At 73.0% G+C, this 15,194-nt stretch carries 11 protein-coding genes; 3 read left to right on the top strand and 8 right to left on the bottom strand.

Annotated elements, in window-relative coordinates; genetic code table 11:
- Positions 1-12: 12 nt before the first annotated feature.
- The 5 genes from ACZ3YO_RS01545 to ACZ3YO_RS01525 all read right to left on the bottom strand — a co-directional run bounded on the left by ACZ3YO_RS01545 (position 13) and on the right by ACZ3YO_RS01525 (position 5,494).
- Entirely contained in the window at positions 13-825 is an 813-nt protein-coding gene (locus ACZ3YO_RS01545; RefSeq protein ID WP_396319349.1) for an ABC transporter permease, read from the bottom strand.
- Complete coding sequence (locus ACZ3YO_RS01540) at positions 822-1,820, bottom strand: ABC transporter ATP-binding protein (RefSeq protein WP_405365864.1); 999 nt, start codon at positions 1,818-1,820, stop codon at positions 822-824. The genes ACZ3YO_RS01545 and ACZ3YO_RS01540 overlap by 4 nt, the downstream gene beginning before the upstream one ends.
- Before the next feature lie 125 nt (positions 1,821-1,945).
- Positions 1,946-3,169 carry an NYN domain-containing protein gene (locus ACZ3YO_RS01535; protein WP_465545734.1) on the bottom strand — a complete coding sequence of 408 codons (1,224 nt, stop codon included), beginning with the start codon at positions 3,167-3,169 and terminating at the stop codon, positions 1,946-1,948.
- A 269-nt stretch (positions 3,170-3,438) separates the two neighbouring features.
- Complete coding sequence (locus tag ACZ3YO_RS01530; protein ID WP_465545732.1) at positions 3,439-4,485, bottom strand: aspartate-semialdehyde dehydrogenase; 1,047 nt, start codon at positions 4,483-4,485, stop codon at positions 3,439-3,441.
- 109 nt (positions 4,486-4,594) lie between these two features.
- Complete coding sequence (locus ACZ3YO_RS01525; RefSeq protein WP_465563372.1) at positions 4,595-5,494, bottom strand: dihydrodipicolinate synthase family protein; 900 nt, start codon at positions 5,492-5,494, stop codon at positions 4,595-4,597.
- 72 nt (positions 5,495-5,566) lie between these two features.
- Between ACZ3YO_RS01525 and ACZ3YO_RS01520 the strand changes: the two genes are divergently transcribed.
- Entirely contained in the window at positions 5,567-6,454 is an 888-nt protein-coding gene (locus tag ACZ3YO_RS01520) for a LysR family transcriptional regulator (RefSeq protein ID WP_465563369.1), read from the top strand.
- Positions 6,455-6,511: 57 nt separating this feature from the next.
- Here the strand turns inward: ACZ3YO_RS01520 and dnaE are convergent, their stop codons facing one another.
- The gene (dnaE, locus tag ACZ3YO_RS01515; RefSeq protein WP_465563366.1) at positions 6,512-10,045 is read right to left on the bottom strand and encodes a DNA polymerase III subunit alpha; all 3,534 of its coding nucleotides are present in this window, start codon (positions 10,043-10,045) and stop codon (positions 6,512-6,514) included.
- 179 nt (positions 10,046-10,224) lie between these two features.
- Here dnaE and ACZ3YO_RS01510 point away from each other — a divergent pair, with 179 nt between their 5' ends.
- Complete coding sequence (locus ACZ3YO_RS01510; RefSeq protein ID WP_465563363.1) at positions 10,225-11,553, top strand: DUF2252 domain-containing protein; 1,329 nt, start codon at positions 10,225-10,227, stop codon at positions 11,551-11,553.
- On the opposite strand, the gene ACZ3YO_RS01505 is transcribed toward ACZ3YO_RS01510, so the two are convergent.
- Together ACZ3YO_RS01505 and ACZ3YO_RS01500 are read right to left on the bottom strand one after the other, a co-directional pair.
- A complete protein-coding gene (locus ACZ3YO_RS01505) occupies positions 11,550-12,767 on the bottom strand; it encodes a hypothetical protein (protein ID WP_465563360.1) in 1,218 nt (405 codons plus the stop codon). The genes ACZ3YO_RS01510 and ACZ3YO_RS01505 overlap by 4 nt on opposite strands.
- Positions 12,767-13,357: a dienelactone hydrolase family protein gene (locus tag ACZ3YO_RS01500; RefSeq protein ID WP_465563357.1), complete on the bottom strand. Its 591-nt coding sequence runs from the start codon at positions 13,355-13,357 to the stop codon at positions 12,767-12,769. The genes ACZ3YO_RS01505 and ACZ3YO_RS01500 overlap by 1 nt, the downstream gene beginning before the upstream one ends.
- Positions 13,358-13,548: 191 nt before the next feature.
- Between ACZ3YO_RS01500 and ACZ3YO_RS01495 the strand changes: the two genes are divergently transcribed.
- Positions 13,549-15,183, top strand: a complete 1,635-nt coding sequence (locus ACZ3YO_RS01495) for an alkaline phosphatase D family protein (RefSeq protein ID WP_465545949.1) — start codon at positions 13,549-13,551, stop codon at positions 15,181-15,183.
- Positions 15,184-15,194 lie beyond the last annotated feature (11 nt).

Raw genomic sequence — 15,194 nt, 5'->3', positions numbered from 1 at the left:
CCCCGCGGCGCCCTACCGGGTGGTGGCCCGCCGGTACGCCCAGGTGGCGACGGCCAGCGACACCGCGCCCACCCCCGCGCAGACGGCGAGGTTCCCCGCCACCGCCGCCCAGTCCGGGTCGGCCGCGAAGGTCCGGGCGAAGGCCTCGACCCCGTAGGTGGAGGGCAGCAGGTCGCGCAGCCAGAGCACCGGCTGCGGCAGGTGGTCCACCGGGAGCACGCCCAGCAGCAGCGCCGCCGACATGCCGAGCTGCCCCAGCATGGTCGCGATCTCCTGCCGGGGGGCGAGCAGCCCGAAGGCCGCGCCGAGCCCGGAGAGCGCCGCACCGGCCAGCGGCACCACGGCGAGCAGCACCCAGAGCTGCCCCAGCGGCAGCCCGAACATCACGGCCCCCGCGGCGGCCGTCACCAGCGCGCCGGGCAACGTGAACGAGGCGTACGCGGCGGCCGCGCCGAGCACCACCGAGGCGGCGGGGACGGGCAGCGTGGCGTAGTGGTCGAGGCCGCCGGTGGCCCGCAGCCGGCCGAAGTACTGGGCGAGCAGGTTGAGCGCGACGAAGGCGACCACCAGCACGCTGGAGCCGGCCACCACCGAACGCGCGGCCGCCGTCTGCCCGGGGTCGACGACGCCCCGCATCATCACCAGGATGCCGAGCGACTGGAAGGTGGCCACGAACAGCAGCGGGATGCGGGCCACCTTGGCCCGGGCCAGCTGCGCCCGGTAGACGGCGGCCAGCGCGGGCAGCAGCCGGGCGGCCGGGGCCAGCGGGGCGGGCCCGGTGCCCTCGACCGGAGCGGTCTGCGGCGGCGCGGAGAGCAGCGTCACTTGGCCAGTCCTCCATGGCGGCCGCCCAGCTTGAGGTAGGCGTCCTCAAGGCTCGGGGTGGCCAGGGTGAAGTCGTCCAGGGCGGCGAAGGCCGGGCCGGTGGTGACGGCGGCGACCAGTTCGCGGGCCTGTTCGGGGGTGGTGCGCACGGTCCAGCGGCGGCCGGTGCGCTCGGCCCGTTCGGCCAGGGCGGCGACGGCGGGCACCGCGAGCGGAGCCTCGTCCCGCCAGACCAGGTCGAGCCGGACGTCACCGTCGACGAGCGCCTTGAGCCCGCCCGGGGTGTCGCAGGCGATCACCCGGCCCTCGTCCACCACCGCGACCCGGTCCAGCACGGTCTCCGCCTCGATCACGTTGTGGGTGACCAGCAGGACGGCGGTCCGCCGCTCGGCCCGGCGCCGCTCGACGGCGGTCCAGACGGCGCGGCGGGCGACCGGGTCCATGCCGGTGGTCGGCTCGTCCAGGACGAGCAGCGGCCGGTCCCCGACCAGGGTGGCGGCGAAGCAGGCGAGCCGGCGCTGGCCGCCGGAGAGCTTGGCGAGCGGCCGGTGGGCGAGCGGCTCCAGGGCCAGCTCGGTGAGCACCTCGTCCGCGGCGGCCCGGGCCTGGGCCCGGCCGAGGCCGCGCAGCCGGCCGGTGGTCTCGGCGGCGAGCGCGACGGTCAGCTCGTCCAGCGCGGTGGACTCCTGGCCGAGGTAGCCGAGCAAGCGGGCGGCCCGCTCGGGGTGGCGCACGATGTCGTGGCCGAGGAGCTCGACGGAGCCGGAGTCGGGCCGCAGCAGCCCGGTGAGCTGGCGGACCAGGGTGGACTTGCCGGCCCCGTTGGGCCCGAGCAGCCCGAAGATCTCGCCCTGCCGGACGGTCAGGGTGATGCCGTCGTTGGCCCTGATCGGGTCGATGGGGCCGCCGCGCCCGGAGCGGTACGTCTTGACCAGGTCGCGTACGGCACAGCACGGCGAGGAATCCTGGGGTGCCCGCCCGGCCGTCTCGTCCACGATCGAAGACTTTACGCCGTGGAACCCGTGAACCGGACAAGGGGGCCCGTTCCCCCGCGACCGGCACTCCCCCGGCCCTCCGCCCGGGGCGGCTCCGACGATGCGCGCCCGGCCGGACGGGCTCACTAGTCCTCGACCACCAGGTCCCCGCCGGGCACGCGGCCGGCCAGCTCCTTCCAGAAGCCGGCCCGGATCGCGTACCGGTCGTGCTCGTCGATCTGGTCGTCCTTGTGCGCGAGCAGGCCGAACCGGGCGGCGTAGCGGAGCAGCTCGCCGTCGACCCGGTGCGGGATGCGCGGGTAGTCGGGCCAGAGCACGGTGAGCCGCTCGACGTCGCCGAGCCGCTCGGTCCAGCGGCGGGCGAAGACCTGGCCGACCTCGTGGGCGTCGCCGCCGATGGAGGTGATGTCCTCCTCCCGGTCGGCCCAGCGCTGTTCGGCGGTGGTGAGCTGGGCCAGGGTGGGGAGGCTGTCCCCGGCGGTGACGGCCTGCTCGGCGGCCGGCCGCTCGACCCAGCCCCGGTCGGAGGACCAGCGCAGGACCGGGCCGGTCGGGTGCTGGGCGGAGGCGGGCTGCGGGGCGGAGGCGCGCCCGGCGATGTCCTTGGGCGTCGGGACGACCTTGAGCGCGGTGGCGGCCGCGGCCGGGCGCCCGTTGGCCACCGGCACGGCGGCGGGCGCCGGGCCCGCCGCGGGCCGGACGCCGGGCGCCGGGACGACACCGGGCGGGGCGGCCGGCGGCGCGGCGAGGATCTTGGCGATCTCGTGGCGCGGCCCGGGGGCGGGGAAGACGGTGGAGGTCTCGCGCAGGCTGAACGAGCCCTCGATCCACTCCCGGTCCAGCACCCGCCGCTCGTCGGCCTCGCCGACCAGGTCCTCGGACTGGTTGAAGTCGCCGTCGGCGGCCTGGAGGGCCCAGAGGTGGACGACGACGCCGTGCTCCTTGGCGGACATCATGCCGGGCAGCAGGTCGCCGTCGCCGGTGATCAGCACGACGTCGGCGCAGGCCCGGTTGCGGGCGAGTTCGGAGAGCTCGGCGTGCATCGCGGCGTCCACGCCCTTCTGCACCCAGCGGCCCTCCGCCCGGGTGAGGGCGCCGAGCCGGACGGTCACCCGCGGCAGGACCCGCAGGCGGCGGTGCTCGGGCATCGGACGGCGGTCGGGCGCCGCGTCGAACCAGTAGATCCGCAGCAGCGGCAGGCCGGTCTCGGCCTCGGCCCGCTCGCGCAGGGCGGTGATCAGCGCGGTGTGGTCGACGGTGACCTTGGAGCGGGACGGATCCCCGGCGAGCAGGCTGGCGGCGGCGCCCAGCAGGTATCCGGCGTCCACCAGGACGACGCAGCGGTCCATCGCGCACCTCTTTTCGCTCGCCCTCGGGGTCAGGCGCCGCCTCGGCCGGCGGTACCGGGTGGGCGGCGGTGCGCCCGGCGTTCGGGCCCGCGTGGGGTGAGGGGGAGCCCGTGGCCGCCCGATCGTTGGGTCACCTTTACCCCTGGTTCGCGCGCCGAACCTCGGCGGATGTCCCGGTCCGGCAACGGGCGGCGCGGCCCCTGCGGACCTTGCGGAAGCACGGCGGACCCCCGTCCGGAGACGGGGGTCCGCCGGGTGCGACCGGGGCGTCAGCCCTTCAGCTCGGCGGCCACCAGCTCGGCCAGCTGGACGGCGTTGAGCGCGGCGCCCTTGCGCAGGTTGTCGTTGGAGACGAACAGCGAGAGGCCGTGCTCGACCGTCTCGTCCGCCCGGATCCGGCCGACGTAGCTCGGGTCCCGGCCGGCGGCCTGGAGCGGGGTGGGGATCTCGCTCAGCTCGACGCCGGGGGCACCGGCGAGCAGCTCGGCCGCGCGCTCGGGGCTGATCGGGCGCTCGAAGCGGGCGTTGATCTGCAGCGAGTGGCCGGAGAAGACCGGGACGCGCACGCAGGTGCCGGCCACCTTCAGGCCGGGGATGCCGAGGATCTTGCGGCTCTCGTGGCGGAGCTTCTGCTCCTCGTCGGTCTCGTTGGAGCCGTCCTCGACGATGGAGCCGGCCAGCGGCAGCACGTTGAAGGCGATCGGGCGCTTGTAGACCTTGGGCTCGGGGAACTCCACCGCGGAGCCGTCGTGGGCGAGCGCCGAGGCGCCGTCCACGACCTTGGCGGCCTGGTCCTGCAGCTCGGCCACGCCGGCCACGCCGCTGCCGGAGACGGCCTGGTAGGTGGAGACGACCAGTGCGGCGAGGCCGGCCTCGTCGTGCAGCGGGCGCAGCACCGGCATGGCGGCCATGGTGGTGCAGTTCGGGTTGGCGATGATGCCCTTGGGCCGGTCGGCGATCGCCTGCGGGTTGACCTCGGAGACGACCAGCGGGACCTCGGGGTCGCGGCGCCAGGCGGAGGAGTTGTCGATCACCACGGCGCCGGCCGCGGCGGCCTTCGGGGCGAGGGCCTTGGAGGTGGCGCCGCCGGCCGAGAAGATCACGATGTCCAGGCCGGTGTAGTCGGCCGTCTCCGCGTCCTCGACGGTGATCTCGGTGCCCTGCCAGGGCAGCGTGCGCCCGGCCGAACGCGCCGAGGCGAACAGCCGGAGCTGCTCCACCGGGCCCAAGCCGCCGGGAAGTCCTGCGCGCTCCGCCAGGATCTCGCGGACCACGCCGCCGACCTGGCCGGTGGCCCCGACAATGCCGATCTTCATTCCGACTACTCCTCTTGATGTCGCTGGTCACAGCCGCACTCCGCCCATCATGCCTTGTCACTCGGGCGGGGCGACCTGGTATTCCACGGTGTGAGAGGCCATGCCTCGCCTACTGGTCCAGACCACTCGCCAGTCGCAGTGCCGCGGCCACCTCCGCCGGGCCGGCCGGCAGCAGCGGCAGCCGGACGTCCGGGGTGGGGATCCGGCCCTGGGCGTGCAGCACGCCCTTGATCACGCACGGGTTCGGCGCGGCGAAGGCGGCGACCGCCAGGGCGTTGAGCCGGCGGCCCAGCGCACGGGCCTTCGGGACGTCCCCGCGCTCCCAGGCGGCGGCCAGTTCGACGAACCGCGCGGTGGCCAGGTGAGCGGAGGCCAGGATGCCGCCGGCCGCACCGAGCGCCAGCAGCGGCGACAGGAAGACGTCGTCCCCGGCCATGACCGCGAATCCCTCCGGGGCGGCGGCGAGCAGCTCCACTGCGGCCTGGTCCAGCCCGCCGGTCGCGTACTTGACGCCCACCATGCCCGGGACGGCGGCCAGCTCCAGCAGCGCACCGGCCGTCAGCTGCTGCCCCGTCCGGTACGGGATGTGGTACGCGACCAGCGGCACCGGGCTCGCCTCGGCCAGCGCCCGGAAGTGCGCGATCGTCCCGGCCTCGCCCGGCCGGACGAACGACGGCACGGTGACCAGCGCGGCCACCGCCCCCGGGACCCGCCCGGCCGGCCCGGCCAGCTCCTCGGCGACCGCCCGGGTGCCGGCCCCGCCCACGCCGACCAGCAGCTGCGCACCGCGCCCGGCACAGACCGACGCGCAGACCTCCGTCACCGCGCGCCGCTCGTCCGCGCTCAGCGTGGCCGGCTCGCCGGTGGTGCCGAGCGCCACCAGCCCGGCCGCGCCGTCGTCCAGCACCGAGCCGGCCAGCTTTTCCAGTGCGTCCAGCGCCACCGAGCCGTCGGCGGCGAACGGGGTGACCAGCGGGACGTAGATGCCCTTGAGAACCGTGTGCTCCATGCCCATGATCCTGCGGGCCCCGGATCCCCCAGGTCCAGTTCACATTGGTGACGCTTCTCGTAAGCTGAGCCGATGCTTGATGTCCGACGCCTGCGCCTGCTGCGCGAACTCGCCCACCTCGGCACCATCGCCGCCGTCGCCGAGGCGCTCTCGTTCAGCCCTTCGGCGGTCTCCCAGCAGCTGTCCGTCCTGGAGAAGGAGGCCGGCGTCCCGCTGCTGGAGCGCACCGGCCGCCGCGTGGCGCTGACGCCGGCCGGGCTGGGCCTGGTCCGGCACGCCGAGGCGGTGCTGGAGCGGCTGGAGCAGGCGGACGCCGAACTCGCCCACGCCCGGGAGGGGTTGGCCGGCCCGTTGCGGATCGGCACCTATCCGTCGGCGGCCCGGGCGATCATCCCCGCGCTCCTCGCCGAGCTGGCCGGCTGGCACCCCGGCCTGGAGCCGATGGTGACGGAGGTGGACCCGGCGGCCGTGGCGGCAGCGCTGCGCGCGGGCGAACTGGACGTCGCGCTGGTTCACGAGTACGACCTGGTGCCCGCCGACCCGGAGCCCGGCCTGGCGGTGACCCGCCCGGTCTTCACCGAGCCGATGTACCTGGCGGCGCGGCGGGCGGGCACGGTCGCCGAGCAGCGCTCGGCGCCGTGGATCATGGCGCCGCGCGGGACGCTCTGCCACAGCATGGCCGTCCGGGCCTGCGAGAGCGCCGGCTTCGCGCCTCGCATCCGGCACCAGATCGACGACTTCGCCACCGTGCTCGCCCTGGTGGCGGCCGGCCAGGGCGTCGCGCTCGTCCCCCACCTGGGCACCGCGCAGACCCCGCCCGGCGTCGTCCTCACGCGCCTGCCGATGTACCGCCGCACCCGCGCCGCCTTCCGCGCGGGCGCGGGCTCCCACCCGGCGATCTCGGCCTTCGTCTCGGCCCTGCACACGGCGGTGCCGCCGGGCCTCGGCGGCGGGTCCTGACCGGCGGGTCACCACCCGTCCGGTGGCGGCCCCGGCGGCCCGCCGCCGGGTGGGGGTTCAGCCCGCCAGACAGCTCGGCCCGAGCAGCTGCTTGAGGTCCCCGAACAGCGCCGGGTCCGACTTCACCCGGTGCCGGTCCAGCCGCAGCACCGTGGTGCTGCGCGTCCCCTCCAGCCGCAGCCGCACCTCGGTCGTCCCCTTGTGGCTGCTCAGCACCTCGCCGAGCCTGGCGACCAGCGGCGGCGTCACCTTCCCGCTCGGGATGTTGATGACGATCGGCGCCTCGGCGTGCGCGTTGGAGAGGTCCGGGACGGACAGCTCCATGCCCATCAGCCGGGGCACGTCCTCCCGCTTGTCCAGCTTGCCGCGGACGAACACCACGGCGTCCTCGACGAGTTGGGAGGAGACCAGCTGGTAGCTGGCCGGGAAGAACATGCAGTCGATCGAGCCGGCCAGGTCCTCCACGGTGGCGATGGCCCAGGCGTTGCCCTGCTTGGTCATCTTCCGCTGGAGGCCCGAGATGATGCCGCCGATGGTGACGATGCTGCCGTCCGGCCGTTCCGCCAGGTCGGCGACCGCGCAGTCCGCCTTGTCGGCGAGCACGTGCTCGATCCCGTGCAGCGGGTGCGAGGAGACGTACAGGCCGAGCATCTCCCGTTCCTGGGTGAGCAGGAAGGACTTGTCCCACTCCTCCTCGGAGAAGACCACGTCCAGCCCGAAGCTCGGTTCGTCGCTGACCGCGTCGCCGCCGAAGAGGTCGAACTGGCCCTCGGCCTCCTTGCGCTTGACCCCGACGACGTTGTCGATCATCGGCTCGAACTGTGCGGTGAGGCCCTTGCGGGTGTGCCCGAGCGAGTCGAAGGCGCCCGCCTTGATGAGCGATTCGACGGTCCGCTTGTTGCAGACCACCGACTCCACCTTCTCCAGGAAGTCCGGGAAGGAGCCGAACTTCCCCTTGGACTTCCGGGTACGGATCATCGAGTCCACCACCGGCCCGCCGACGTTGCGGATGGCCGTGAGGCCGAACCGCACCAGCTCGTTGCCGTGCGGGGTGAAGTCGGAGTCCGACTCGTTGACGTCCGGCGGCAGCACCTGGATGCCCATCTTGCGGCACTCGTTGAGGTAGACCGCCGACTTGTCCTTGTCGTCCTTGACTGACGTGAGCAGGCCGGACATGTACTCGGCCGGGTAGTTGGCCTTGAGGTAGGCCGTCCAGTACGAGACCAGTCCGTACCCGGCGGTGTGCGCCTTGTTGAACGCGTAGCCGGAGAAGGGGACGAGGACGTCCCAGACCGCCTGGATCGCCGCGTCCGAGTAGCCGTGCTCGCGGCAGCCCTTCCGGAACGGGACGAACTCGGCCTCCAGGATCTCCTTCTTCTTCTTGCCCATCGCCCGGCGCAGCAGGTCCGCCTGGCCGAGCGAGTAGCCGGCCAGGATCTGCGCGGCCTTCTGCACCTGCTCCTGGTAGACGATCAGGCCGTACGTCGGCTTGAGGATCTCCTCCAGGGGCTTCTCCAGCTCCGGGTGGATCGGGGTGATCTCCTGCTGGCCGTTCTTGCGCAGTGCGTAGTTGGTGTGCGAGTTGACGCCCATCGGGCCCGGTCGGTAGAGCGCGAGGACGGCGGAGATGTCCTCGAAGTTGTCGGGCTTCATCAGGCGCAGCAGCGAGCGCATCGGGCCGCCGTCGAGCTGGAAGACGCCGAGCGTGTCGCCGCGGGCGAGCAGTTCGTAGGTGGGCTTGTCGTCCAGGGGCAGATCAAGCAGGTTGATCTTGACGCCCTTGTTCTTCTCGATCGCCTTGACGGCGTCGTCCATGATCGTCAGGTTGCGCAGGCCGAGGAAGTCCATCTTGAGAAGGCCGAGGCCCTCGCAGGTGGGGTAGTCGAACTGCGTGATGGTGACGCCGTCGGTGTGCCGGGTCCAGACCGGGATGTGGTCGGTGAGCGGCTCGGCGGACATGATGACGCCGGCCGCGTGCACGCCGGGCTGGCGGATCAGGCCCTCGATGCCGCGGGCGGTGTCGATCACCTTGCGGACGTCGGGGTCGTTCTCGTACAGCCCGCGGATCTCGCCGGCCTCGCTGTAGCGCGGGTGCGAGGAGTCGGTGATGCCGGAGAGCGGGATGCCCTTGCCCATGACGTCCGGCGGCATCGCCTTGGTGATCCGGTCGCCCATCGCGTACGGGTAGCCGAGGACCCGCGAGGAGTCCTTGATGGCGGCCTTCGCCTTGATGGTGCCGTACGTGACGATCATGGCGACCTTGTCGGAGCCCCACTTCTCCGTCACGTACCGGATCACGTCACCGCGCCGGCGCTCGTCGAAGTCGATGTCGACGTCGGGCATGGAGATGCGCTCGGGGTTGAGGAAGCGCTCGAAGATCAGGCCGTGCGGGATCGGGTCGAGGTCGGTGATGCCCATCGCGTACGCGACCAGCGAGCCGGCCGCCGAACCACGGCCGGGGCCCACCGCGATGCCCTGGCTCTTCGCCCACATGATGAAGTCGGCGACCACGAGGAAGTACGCCGGGAACCCCATCTGGATGATGGTGTCCATCTCGTACTCGGCGAGCTTCTTGTGCTCCTCGTCGTACCCGTTCGGGAAGCGCCAGTCCATGCCCTTCCACACCTGGGCCTTGAAGAAGTCCGCCTCGGACTCGTAGCCCTCCGGGATGGGGAAGCGCGGCATCAGGTTCTTGAACTCGAACATGCCGGCGGTGTCGACCCGCTGCGCCACCAGCAGCTGGCTGTTGCGGCAGCCCTCCTGCCAGGCGTCGGAGGAGTCCAGCCCGTACATCTCGGCGGCCGACTTGATGTAGTAGCCGGTGCCGTCGAAGCGGAAGCGGTCCGGGTCGGAGAGGTTCTTGCCGGTCTGCACGCAGAGCAGCAGGTCGTGGGCGCCGGCGTCGGCCTCGGTGGTGTAGTGGGAGTCGTTGGTGACCACCGGCGGGATGTTCAGCTTCCCGCTGATCTCCAGCAGCCCGTCGCGGACCCGCTTCTCGATGTCGAGGCCGTGGTCCATCAGTTCCAGGAAGTAGTTCTCCTTGCCGAAGATCTCCTGGTACTCGGCGGCGGACTTCAGCGCCGCGTCGAACTGGCCGAGCCGCAGCCGGGTCTGCACCTCGCCGGAGGGGCAGCCGGTGGTGGCCATCAGACCGGCCGCGTGCTCGGAGATGATCTCCTTGTCCATCCGGGGCCACTTCACCAGCCAGCCCTCGGCGTACGAGCGCGAGGTCAGCTTGAAGAGGTTGTGCAGGCCCTCCTTGTTCCGGGCCCAGATGGTCTTGTGGGTGTAGGCGCCGGACGCCGAGACGTCGTCCTTCTTCTGGTGCGGCTGGCCCCAGAGGACGCGCTTGGTGTTGGAGCGGGACTCCGGCGCGACGTACGCCTCGATGCCGATCACCGGGGTGATGCCGGCGGCGGTGGCCTGCTTGTGGAACTCGGCGGCGCCGTACATGTTGCCGTGGTCGGTCATCGCGACATGGGTCTGGCCCAGCCGCTCGACCTCCTTGAACAACTGCTTCAGCCGGGCGGCACCGTCCAGCATCGAGTACTCGGTGTGGACGTGCAGGTGCGCGTACGGCTGATCGCTCAAGGCGGGGCCTCCGGAGGCTTGTGCTGTCTGGCTGGCCGGCGAACGCGCAGGTCACGAAAGGTCCTGGAAACATATGAGGCCCGAGCCGCCTCACCAGGGGCCCGGACCGGCACTCACACGTTCACGCCCCTACTCTAGCCTCCGGCCCAGCTCGTCACTCTCCCAGAGGATGCCTTCCCATGGCTCACCCCCAGCCCGCCGCCGACCACCGTGCCGAGACCATATTGAGCGTCTTCGACACGGCCTTCGGTGACCTGCTCGCCAAGGACCCGGCGGCCTTCCGGGTGAAGTTCCGGAAGATGGCCGCCTCCGCCTTCGCCTTCTACCGGGGCACCGCGGGGCTCTACTACGCCGACCTCGCGGACGGCCCCTTCGCCGGGTACGGCGCCGCCTTCCTGGACGAGCGCACCAGCCGGGTCTGGATCCACGGCGACCTGCACGCCGAGAACTTCGGCACCTACCTCAACGCCGAGGGCCGCCTGGTCTTCAACGTCAACGACTTCGACGAGGCCTACGTCGGCGCCTTCACCTGGGACGTCCAGCGGCTGGCCGCCTCGCTGGCGCTGATCGGCTACGCCAAGGCGCTCTCCGACGAGACGATCACCCAGCTGGTCACCGCCTTCGCCACCGCGTACCGGGCCCAGATCGCCGCCCACGTCCGCGCCGGGGACGCCGCGCCGTTCACCCTGGACACCGCGACGGGCCCGGTCCTGGACACCCTGCGCCAGGCCCGGCTGCAGACCCGGGTCGCGCTGCTGGAGTCCGAGACCGTGGTCGAGGGCTACGACCGCCGCTTCCGCACCGGGGGCGGCGCGATCGAGCTGGACGAGCCCACCCGGACCGAGGTGCTGGCCGCCTTCGAGAACTACCTCGCCACCCTGCCGCCCGCCTCCCGGACCCGGCCCGAGTCGCTGCGGGTCAAGGACGTGGTCGGCCGCCGCGGCATCGGGATCGGCAGCGCCGGCCTGCCCTCCTACAACCTGCTGCTGGAGGGGCACACCGACGCGCTCGAGAACGACGTGATCATCTACATGAAGCAGGGCCAGACCCCGGCCGTGTCCCGCCACGTCACCGACCCGGCGATCGCCGGCTACTTCGAGCACGAGGGCCACCGCACGGTCATCTCCCAGCGCGCCCTCCAGGCCCACAGCGACCCGTGGCTCGGGTACACCACCCTGCACGGCCACGGCCAGCTGGTCGCCGAGGTCTCCCCGTACGCCACCGACCTCGACTGGACGGACCTCAACGAGCTGAACGACCTGCTCGCCGTCACCGAGTACCTCGGCCGCGCGACCGCCACCATGCACGCCGCCGCCGACGAGTCCTCCAGCGGCCACAGCCTGGTGCCGTTCTCCACCGAACACGCCATCGACGCCACCATCGCCCGCGACGAGGCCGGCTTCACCGCGGCACTGGTGGACTTCGCCCACGCGTACGGCGCCCGGGCCCGTCAGGACCACCAGCTCTTCGTGGACCTCTACCGCAACGGCCGCATCCCCGGCCTCTAGGGCGATCCGGTCAGGGCCGCCAGCCGAACCCCGGCGGCGGCCCTGACCTCGGGCTCCTCCATGGCGTCGTCCCGCAGGTACGCCAGCCGCTCGCGCACCTCGGCCCCGTCTGGGGCGTGCGCGATCCCGAGCAGCCGGGCGTCGTCCTCGCAGTCCCAGAGGCACTCGACGTACACCTCGGCGAGCCCCGCCGGGCCGATCGCGGCCAGCGCCTCCAGGTAGGAGGCCCGCTCGTACGAGTGCGGCGTCCACAGCCAGAACCGCCGCAGCAGCGACACGGCGTCCCCGGCCCCGGCCCCGAACCGCCGCAGCCCCCTGGCCGTCCTCCGCGGCCCGCACCAGCGACGCTCCACCCAGTCCCGTTCCAGCTCGGCGACCAGCACCGGAACATCCTCGGCCTCCCCGTGGTCGGCCAGCACGTTGTGCCCCAGCAGCCGTAGCCACGCCGGCTCCGCCACGGCGGCCCACTCCCGGGCCGCCGGCACGGCCGACGTCCCCAGCTTCTCCACCACCCCGATCGCCGGCCACAGCAGGTGCTCGCCGTCCGCCGTCCCCAGCGACGGCACCAGCGGGATCGCCCCGGGCTCCGGCCCCCGGTCATCGAGCACGTCGAGCGCAGCCGTCCTGCGTTCTTGCGACTCCTCCGGATCCGCCAGCAGTTCCAGCAGCCCGGCGTTGCCCACCTCCGCCAACGGCTGCGGCCGCCTCGGCCCGCGCACCGGGCGCGGCGCGGCCGGCCCCCAGCGGTCCCACGGCTGCCCCCACCGGTCGTCCCCGCCCCGCCCCGCCCTGTCCCGCGCGGTCCCGGCCAGGTCGTCCCACCACTCCACGGGCCACCGGCTCGCCATCTCCTCGAGCGCCGCGACCCAGTGCTCCCCGTCCCGGACGTACGCCCGCAGCGCCTCCCGCGCCTCGGCCGAGCCCCCCAGCGCCAGCAGCCCCAGCACCCTGGTGGCCCGCTCGCAGGTGTCCTCGTCCCCCGCCAGCAGCTCGGCCACCGGGCCGAGCGGCAGCGCCAGGTCCCGGACCAGCCGCGCCAGGTACAGCGCCCGCTGATCGACGGAGTCCCACCGCCAGTCCCGGCGGATGCACCCGTGCACCAGCTCGCCGGCCGCCGCCGGATTCTCCGCGGCCATCCGCGCGCCCAGCCCCCGCCCGCGCTGCAGCAGCCCCGGCAGCGTGCCGGCCGGCGCGTACCTCACCCCCCGGCCCATCAGCCCTCCTGCTCGTCCAGCTCCGCCAGGAAGTCCAGCGCGACGGCCCAGGTCTGCTCGGCCGCCTCGGCGTCGTGGTCCGGCAGCTCCGGGTCGGTGAAGACGTGGCCCGCGCCCCGGTAGCGGTGCACCTCGACGTCCGCCCCGGCCTTGCGCATGCCCAGGTACCAGGCGTTCAGCCAGTCCTCGGACTCGAAGGGGTCCGGCTCGGCCACGTGCAGCTGGACCGGGATCGAGGTGGCCGCGTCCTCGCGGATGTCGGAGGTGCCGTGCAGGAGCAGCAGCCCGAGGGCCTTCTCGTCGGCGAGGGCGAGGTTCTGGGCGAGCGAGCCGCCGAGCGAGAGGCCGGCGTAGACGAGCGCGTCACCGGAGCCGAGCAGCGGGGCGGCGGCGCCGACTGCCCGGCGCAGCAGTTCGTCGCTGCCGAGCTCCTCCTTGTACGCCATGGCCTCCTCGATGTCGTCGAAGGTCCTGCCGTCGAACAGGTCGGGGGTGTGCACGGTGTGCCCGGCGGCACGCAGCCGGTCGGCGGCGGCGTGGACGGCCGGGCGCAGGCCGTAGACGGAGTGCAGGAGCAGGATCTGGGCCACGGGTCGAACTTCCTTGCAGGGTGGGCAGCGTCGCCTCCATCATCGCGCATGGCCGCCGGGTGGCGGCCCGTCTGCGGGGTGGTGGCGGGACGTCACGCGCCGGTGAAGCGACGACGAACAGTCAGTTCAGCGTATGGAACAGAGCATTACCGACCGGTAGCCTGTCGGCCGTGACTGACCTTGTCGATGACATGACCGCCGCCCGCCCGCACCGCCGCCAGGTGCTGAAGGCCACCGCCATCGCGGCCGGCGCCGCCGCCCTGCCACTGACCCTCGGCACCGCGGCCCAGGCCGCGACCGCCCCGCAGTTCCTCCACGGTGTCGCCTCCGGCGACCCGCTCCCCGACGGCATCCTGCTCTGGACCCGGGTCACCCCGACCCCCGAGGCCGTCCCCGGCTCGGCCACCGGACCGGACACCGAGGTCCGCTGGGAGCTGGCCACCGACAAGGCCTTCACGCGGATCGCGGCGAGCGGCACGGTGACCGCCACCGCCGCCTCCGACCACACCGTCAAGGCCGACGTCCGCGGCCTGACCGCGGACACCGCGTACTGGTACCGCTTCACCGCCGGCGCCACCGTCTCCCCGGTCGGCCGCACCCACACCACCCCGGCCGCCGACGCCGCGCTCGACCGCCTCCGCCTCGGCGTGGCGTCCTGCGCCAACTGGGAGGCCGGCTACTTCTCCGCCTACCGCCACCTCGCGGCCCGCGGCGACCTCGACGCCTTCCTCTTCCTCGGCGACTACATCTACGAGTACAAGAGCGGCGAGTTCTGCGCCCGCGGCACCGTGGTCCGTCCGCACGCCCCGGCGCACGAGATCCTGGACCTGGCCGACTACCGCACCCGGCACGGCCGTTACAAGACCGACGACGACCTCCAGGCGCTGCACGCGCAGATCCCGACGATCGCGATCTGGGACGACCACGAGTTCGCCAACGACGCCTGGTCCGGCGGCGCCGAGAACCACACCCCGGGCACCGAGGGCAACTGGGCCGACCGCATGGCCGCCGCCAAGCAGGCCTACTTCGAGTGGATGCCGGTCCGCCCGTCCATCGCCGGCACCACCTACCGCCGCCTGCGCTACGGCAAGCTGGCCGACCTGCACCTGATGGACCAGCGCTCGTTCCGCTCCCAGCAGGTCAAGGTCGGCAACGGCGACGTCGACTCGGCCGACCGCACCCTCACCGGCCGCGCCCAGATGGACTGGCTGAAGGCCGGGCTCACCGCGTCCGACACCACCTGGCGGCTGATCGGCAACGAGGTGATGATCTCGCCCGTCGCGTTCTTCTCGCTGCCCGACTACATACTCCGGCCGCTGGCCAAGCTGCTCGGCCTGCCCGGCGAGGGCCTGGCCGTCAACACCGACCAGTGGGACGGCTACACCCACGACCGCCGCGAGCTGCTCGGCCACCTCAAGGCGAACGGCATCACCAACACCGTCTTCCTGACCGGCGACATCCACTCCGCCTGGGCCGCCGACGTCCCGAACGAGGCCGCCACCTACCCGCTGTCCGGCAGCGCCGCCACCGAGTTCGTGGTCACCTCGGTGACGTCGGACAACATCGACGACATCCTGAAGGTCGCCCCGCAGACGGTCTCGCTGGCGGCCGCCGCGGCCATCAAGGCCGGAAACCGCCACATCAAGTGGGTCGACCTGGACTCGCACGGCTACGGCGTCCTGGACATCACCCCGGGCCAGACGCAGATGGACTACTACGTGCTCTCGGACCGGACCCGCAAGGACGCCACCAGCTCGTGGACGCGCTCCTACCGCACCAAGTCCGGCACCCAGCAGATCGAGCGGGTCTACTCGCCCGTCAAGTGAGCCGCCGGCCC

Source organism: Kitasatospora sp. NPDC022785 (genome assembly GCF_055561295.1).
This window is presented reverse-complemented; position numbering and strand designations above follow the sequence as displayed.

What these genes read in the sequence shown, in the direction of transcription:
- ACZ3YO_RS01535 (WP_465545734.1), bottom strand. Translation starts at nt 3,169, where the DNA reads ATGGACCGCTGCGTCGTCCTGGTGGACGCCGGATACCTGCTGGGCGCC.
- ACZ3YO_RS01525 (WP_465563372.1), bottom strand. Translation starts at nt 5,494, where the DNA reads ATGGAGCACACGGTTCTCAAGGGCATCTACGTCCCGCTGGTCACCCCG.
- ACZ3YO_RS01530 (WP_465545732.1), bottom strand. Translation starts at nt 4,485, where the DNA reads ATGAAGATCGGCATTGTCGGGGCCACCGGCCAGGTCGGCGGCGTGGTC.
- ACZ3YO_RS01505 (WP_465563360.1), bottom strand. Translation starts at nt 12,767, where the DNA reads ATGGGCCGGGGGGTGAGGTACGCGCCGGCCGGCACGCTGCCGGGGCTG.
- ACZ3YO_RS01520 (WP_465563369.1), top strand. Translation starts at nt 5,567, where the DNA reads ATGCTTGATGTCCGACGCCTGCGCCTGCTGCGCGAACTCGCCCACCTC.
- ACZ3YO_RS01510 (WP_465563363.1), top strand. Translation starts at nt 10,225, where the DNA reads ATGGCTCACCCCCAGCCCGCCGCCGACCACCGTGCCGAGACCATATTG.
- ACZ3YO_RS01495 (WP_465545949.1), top strand. Translation starts at nt 13,549, where the DNA reads ATGACCGCCGCCCGCCCGCACCGCCGCCAGGTGCTGAAGGCCACCGCC.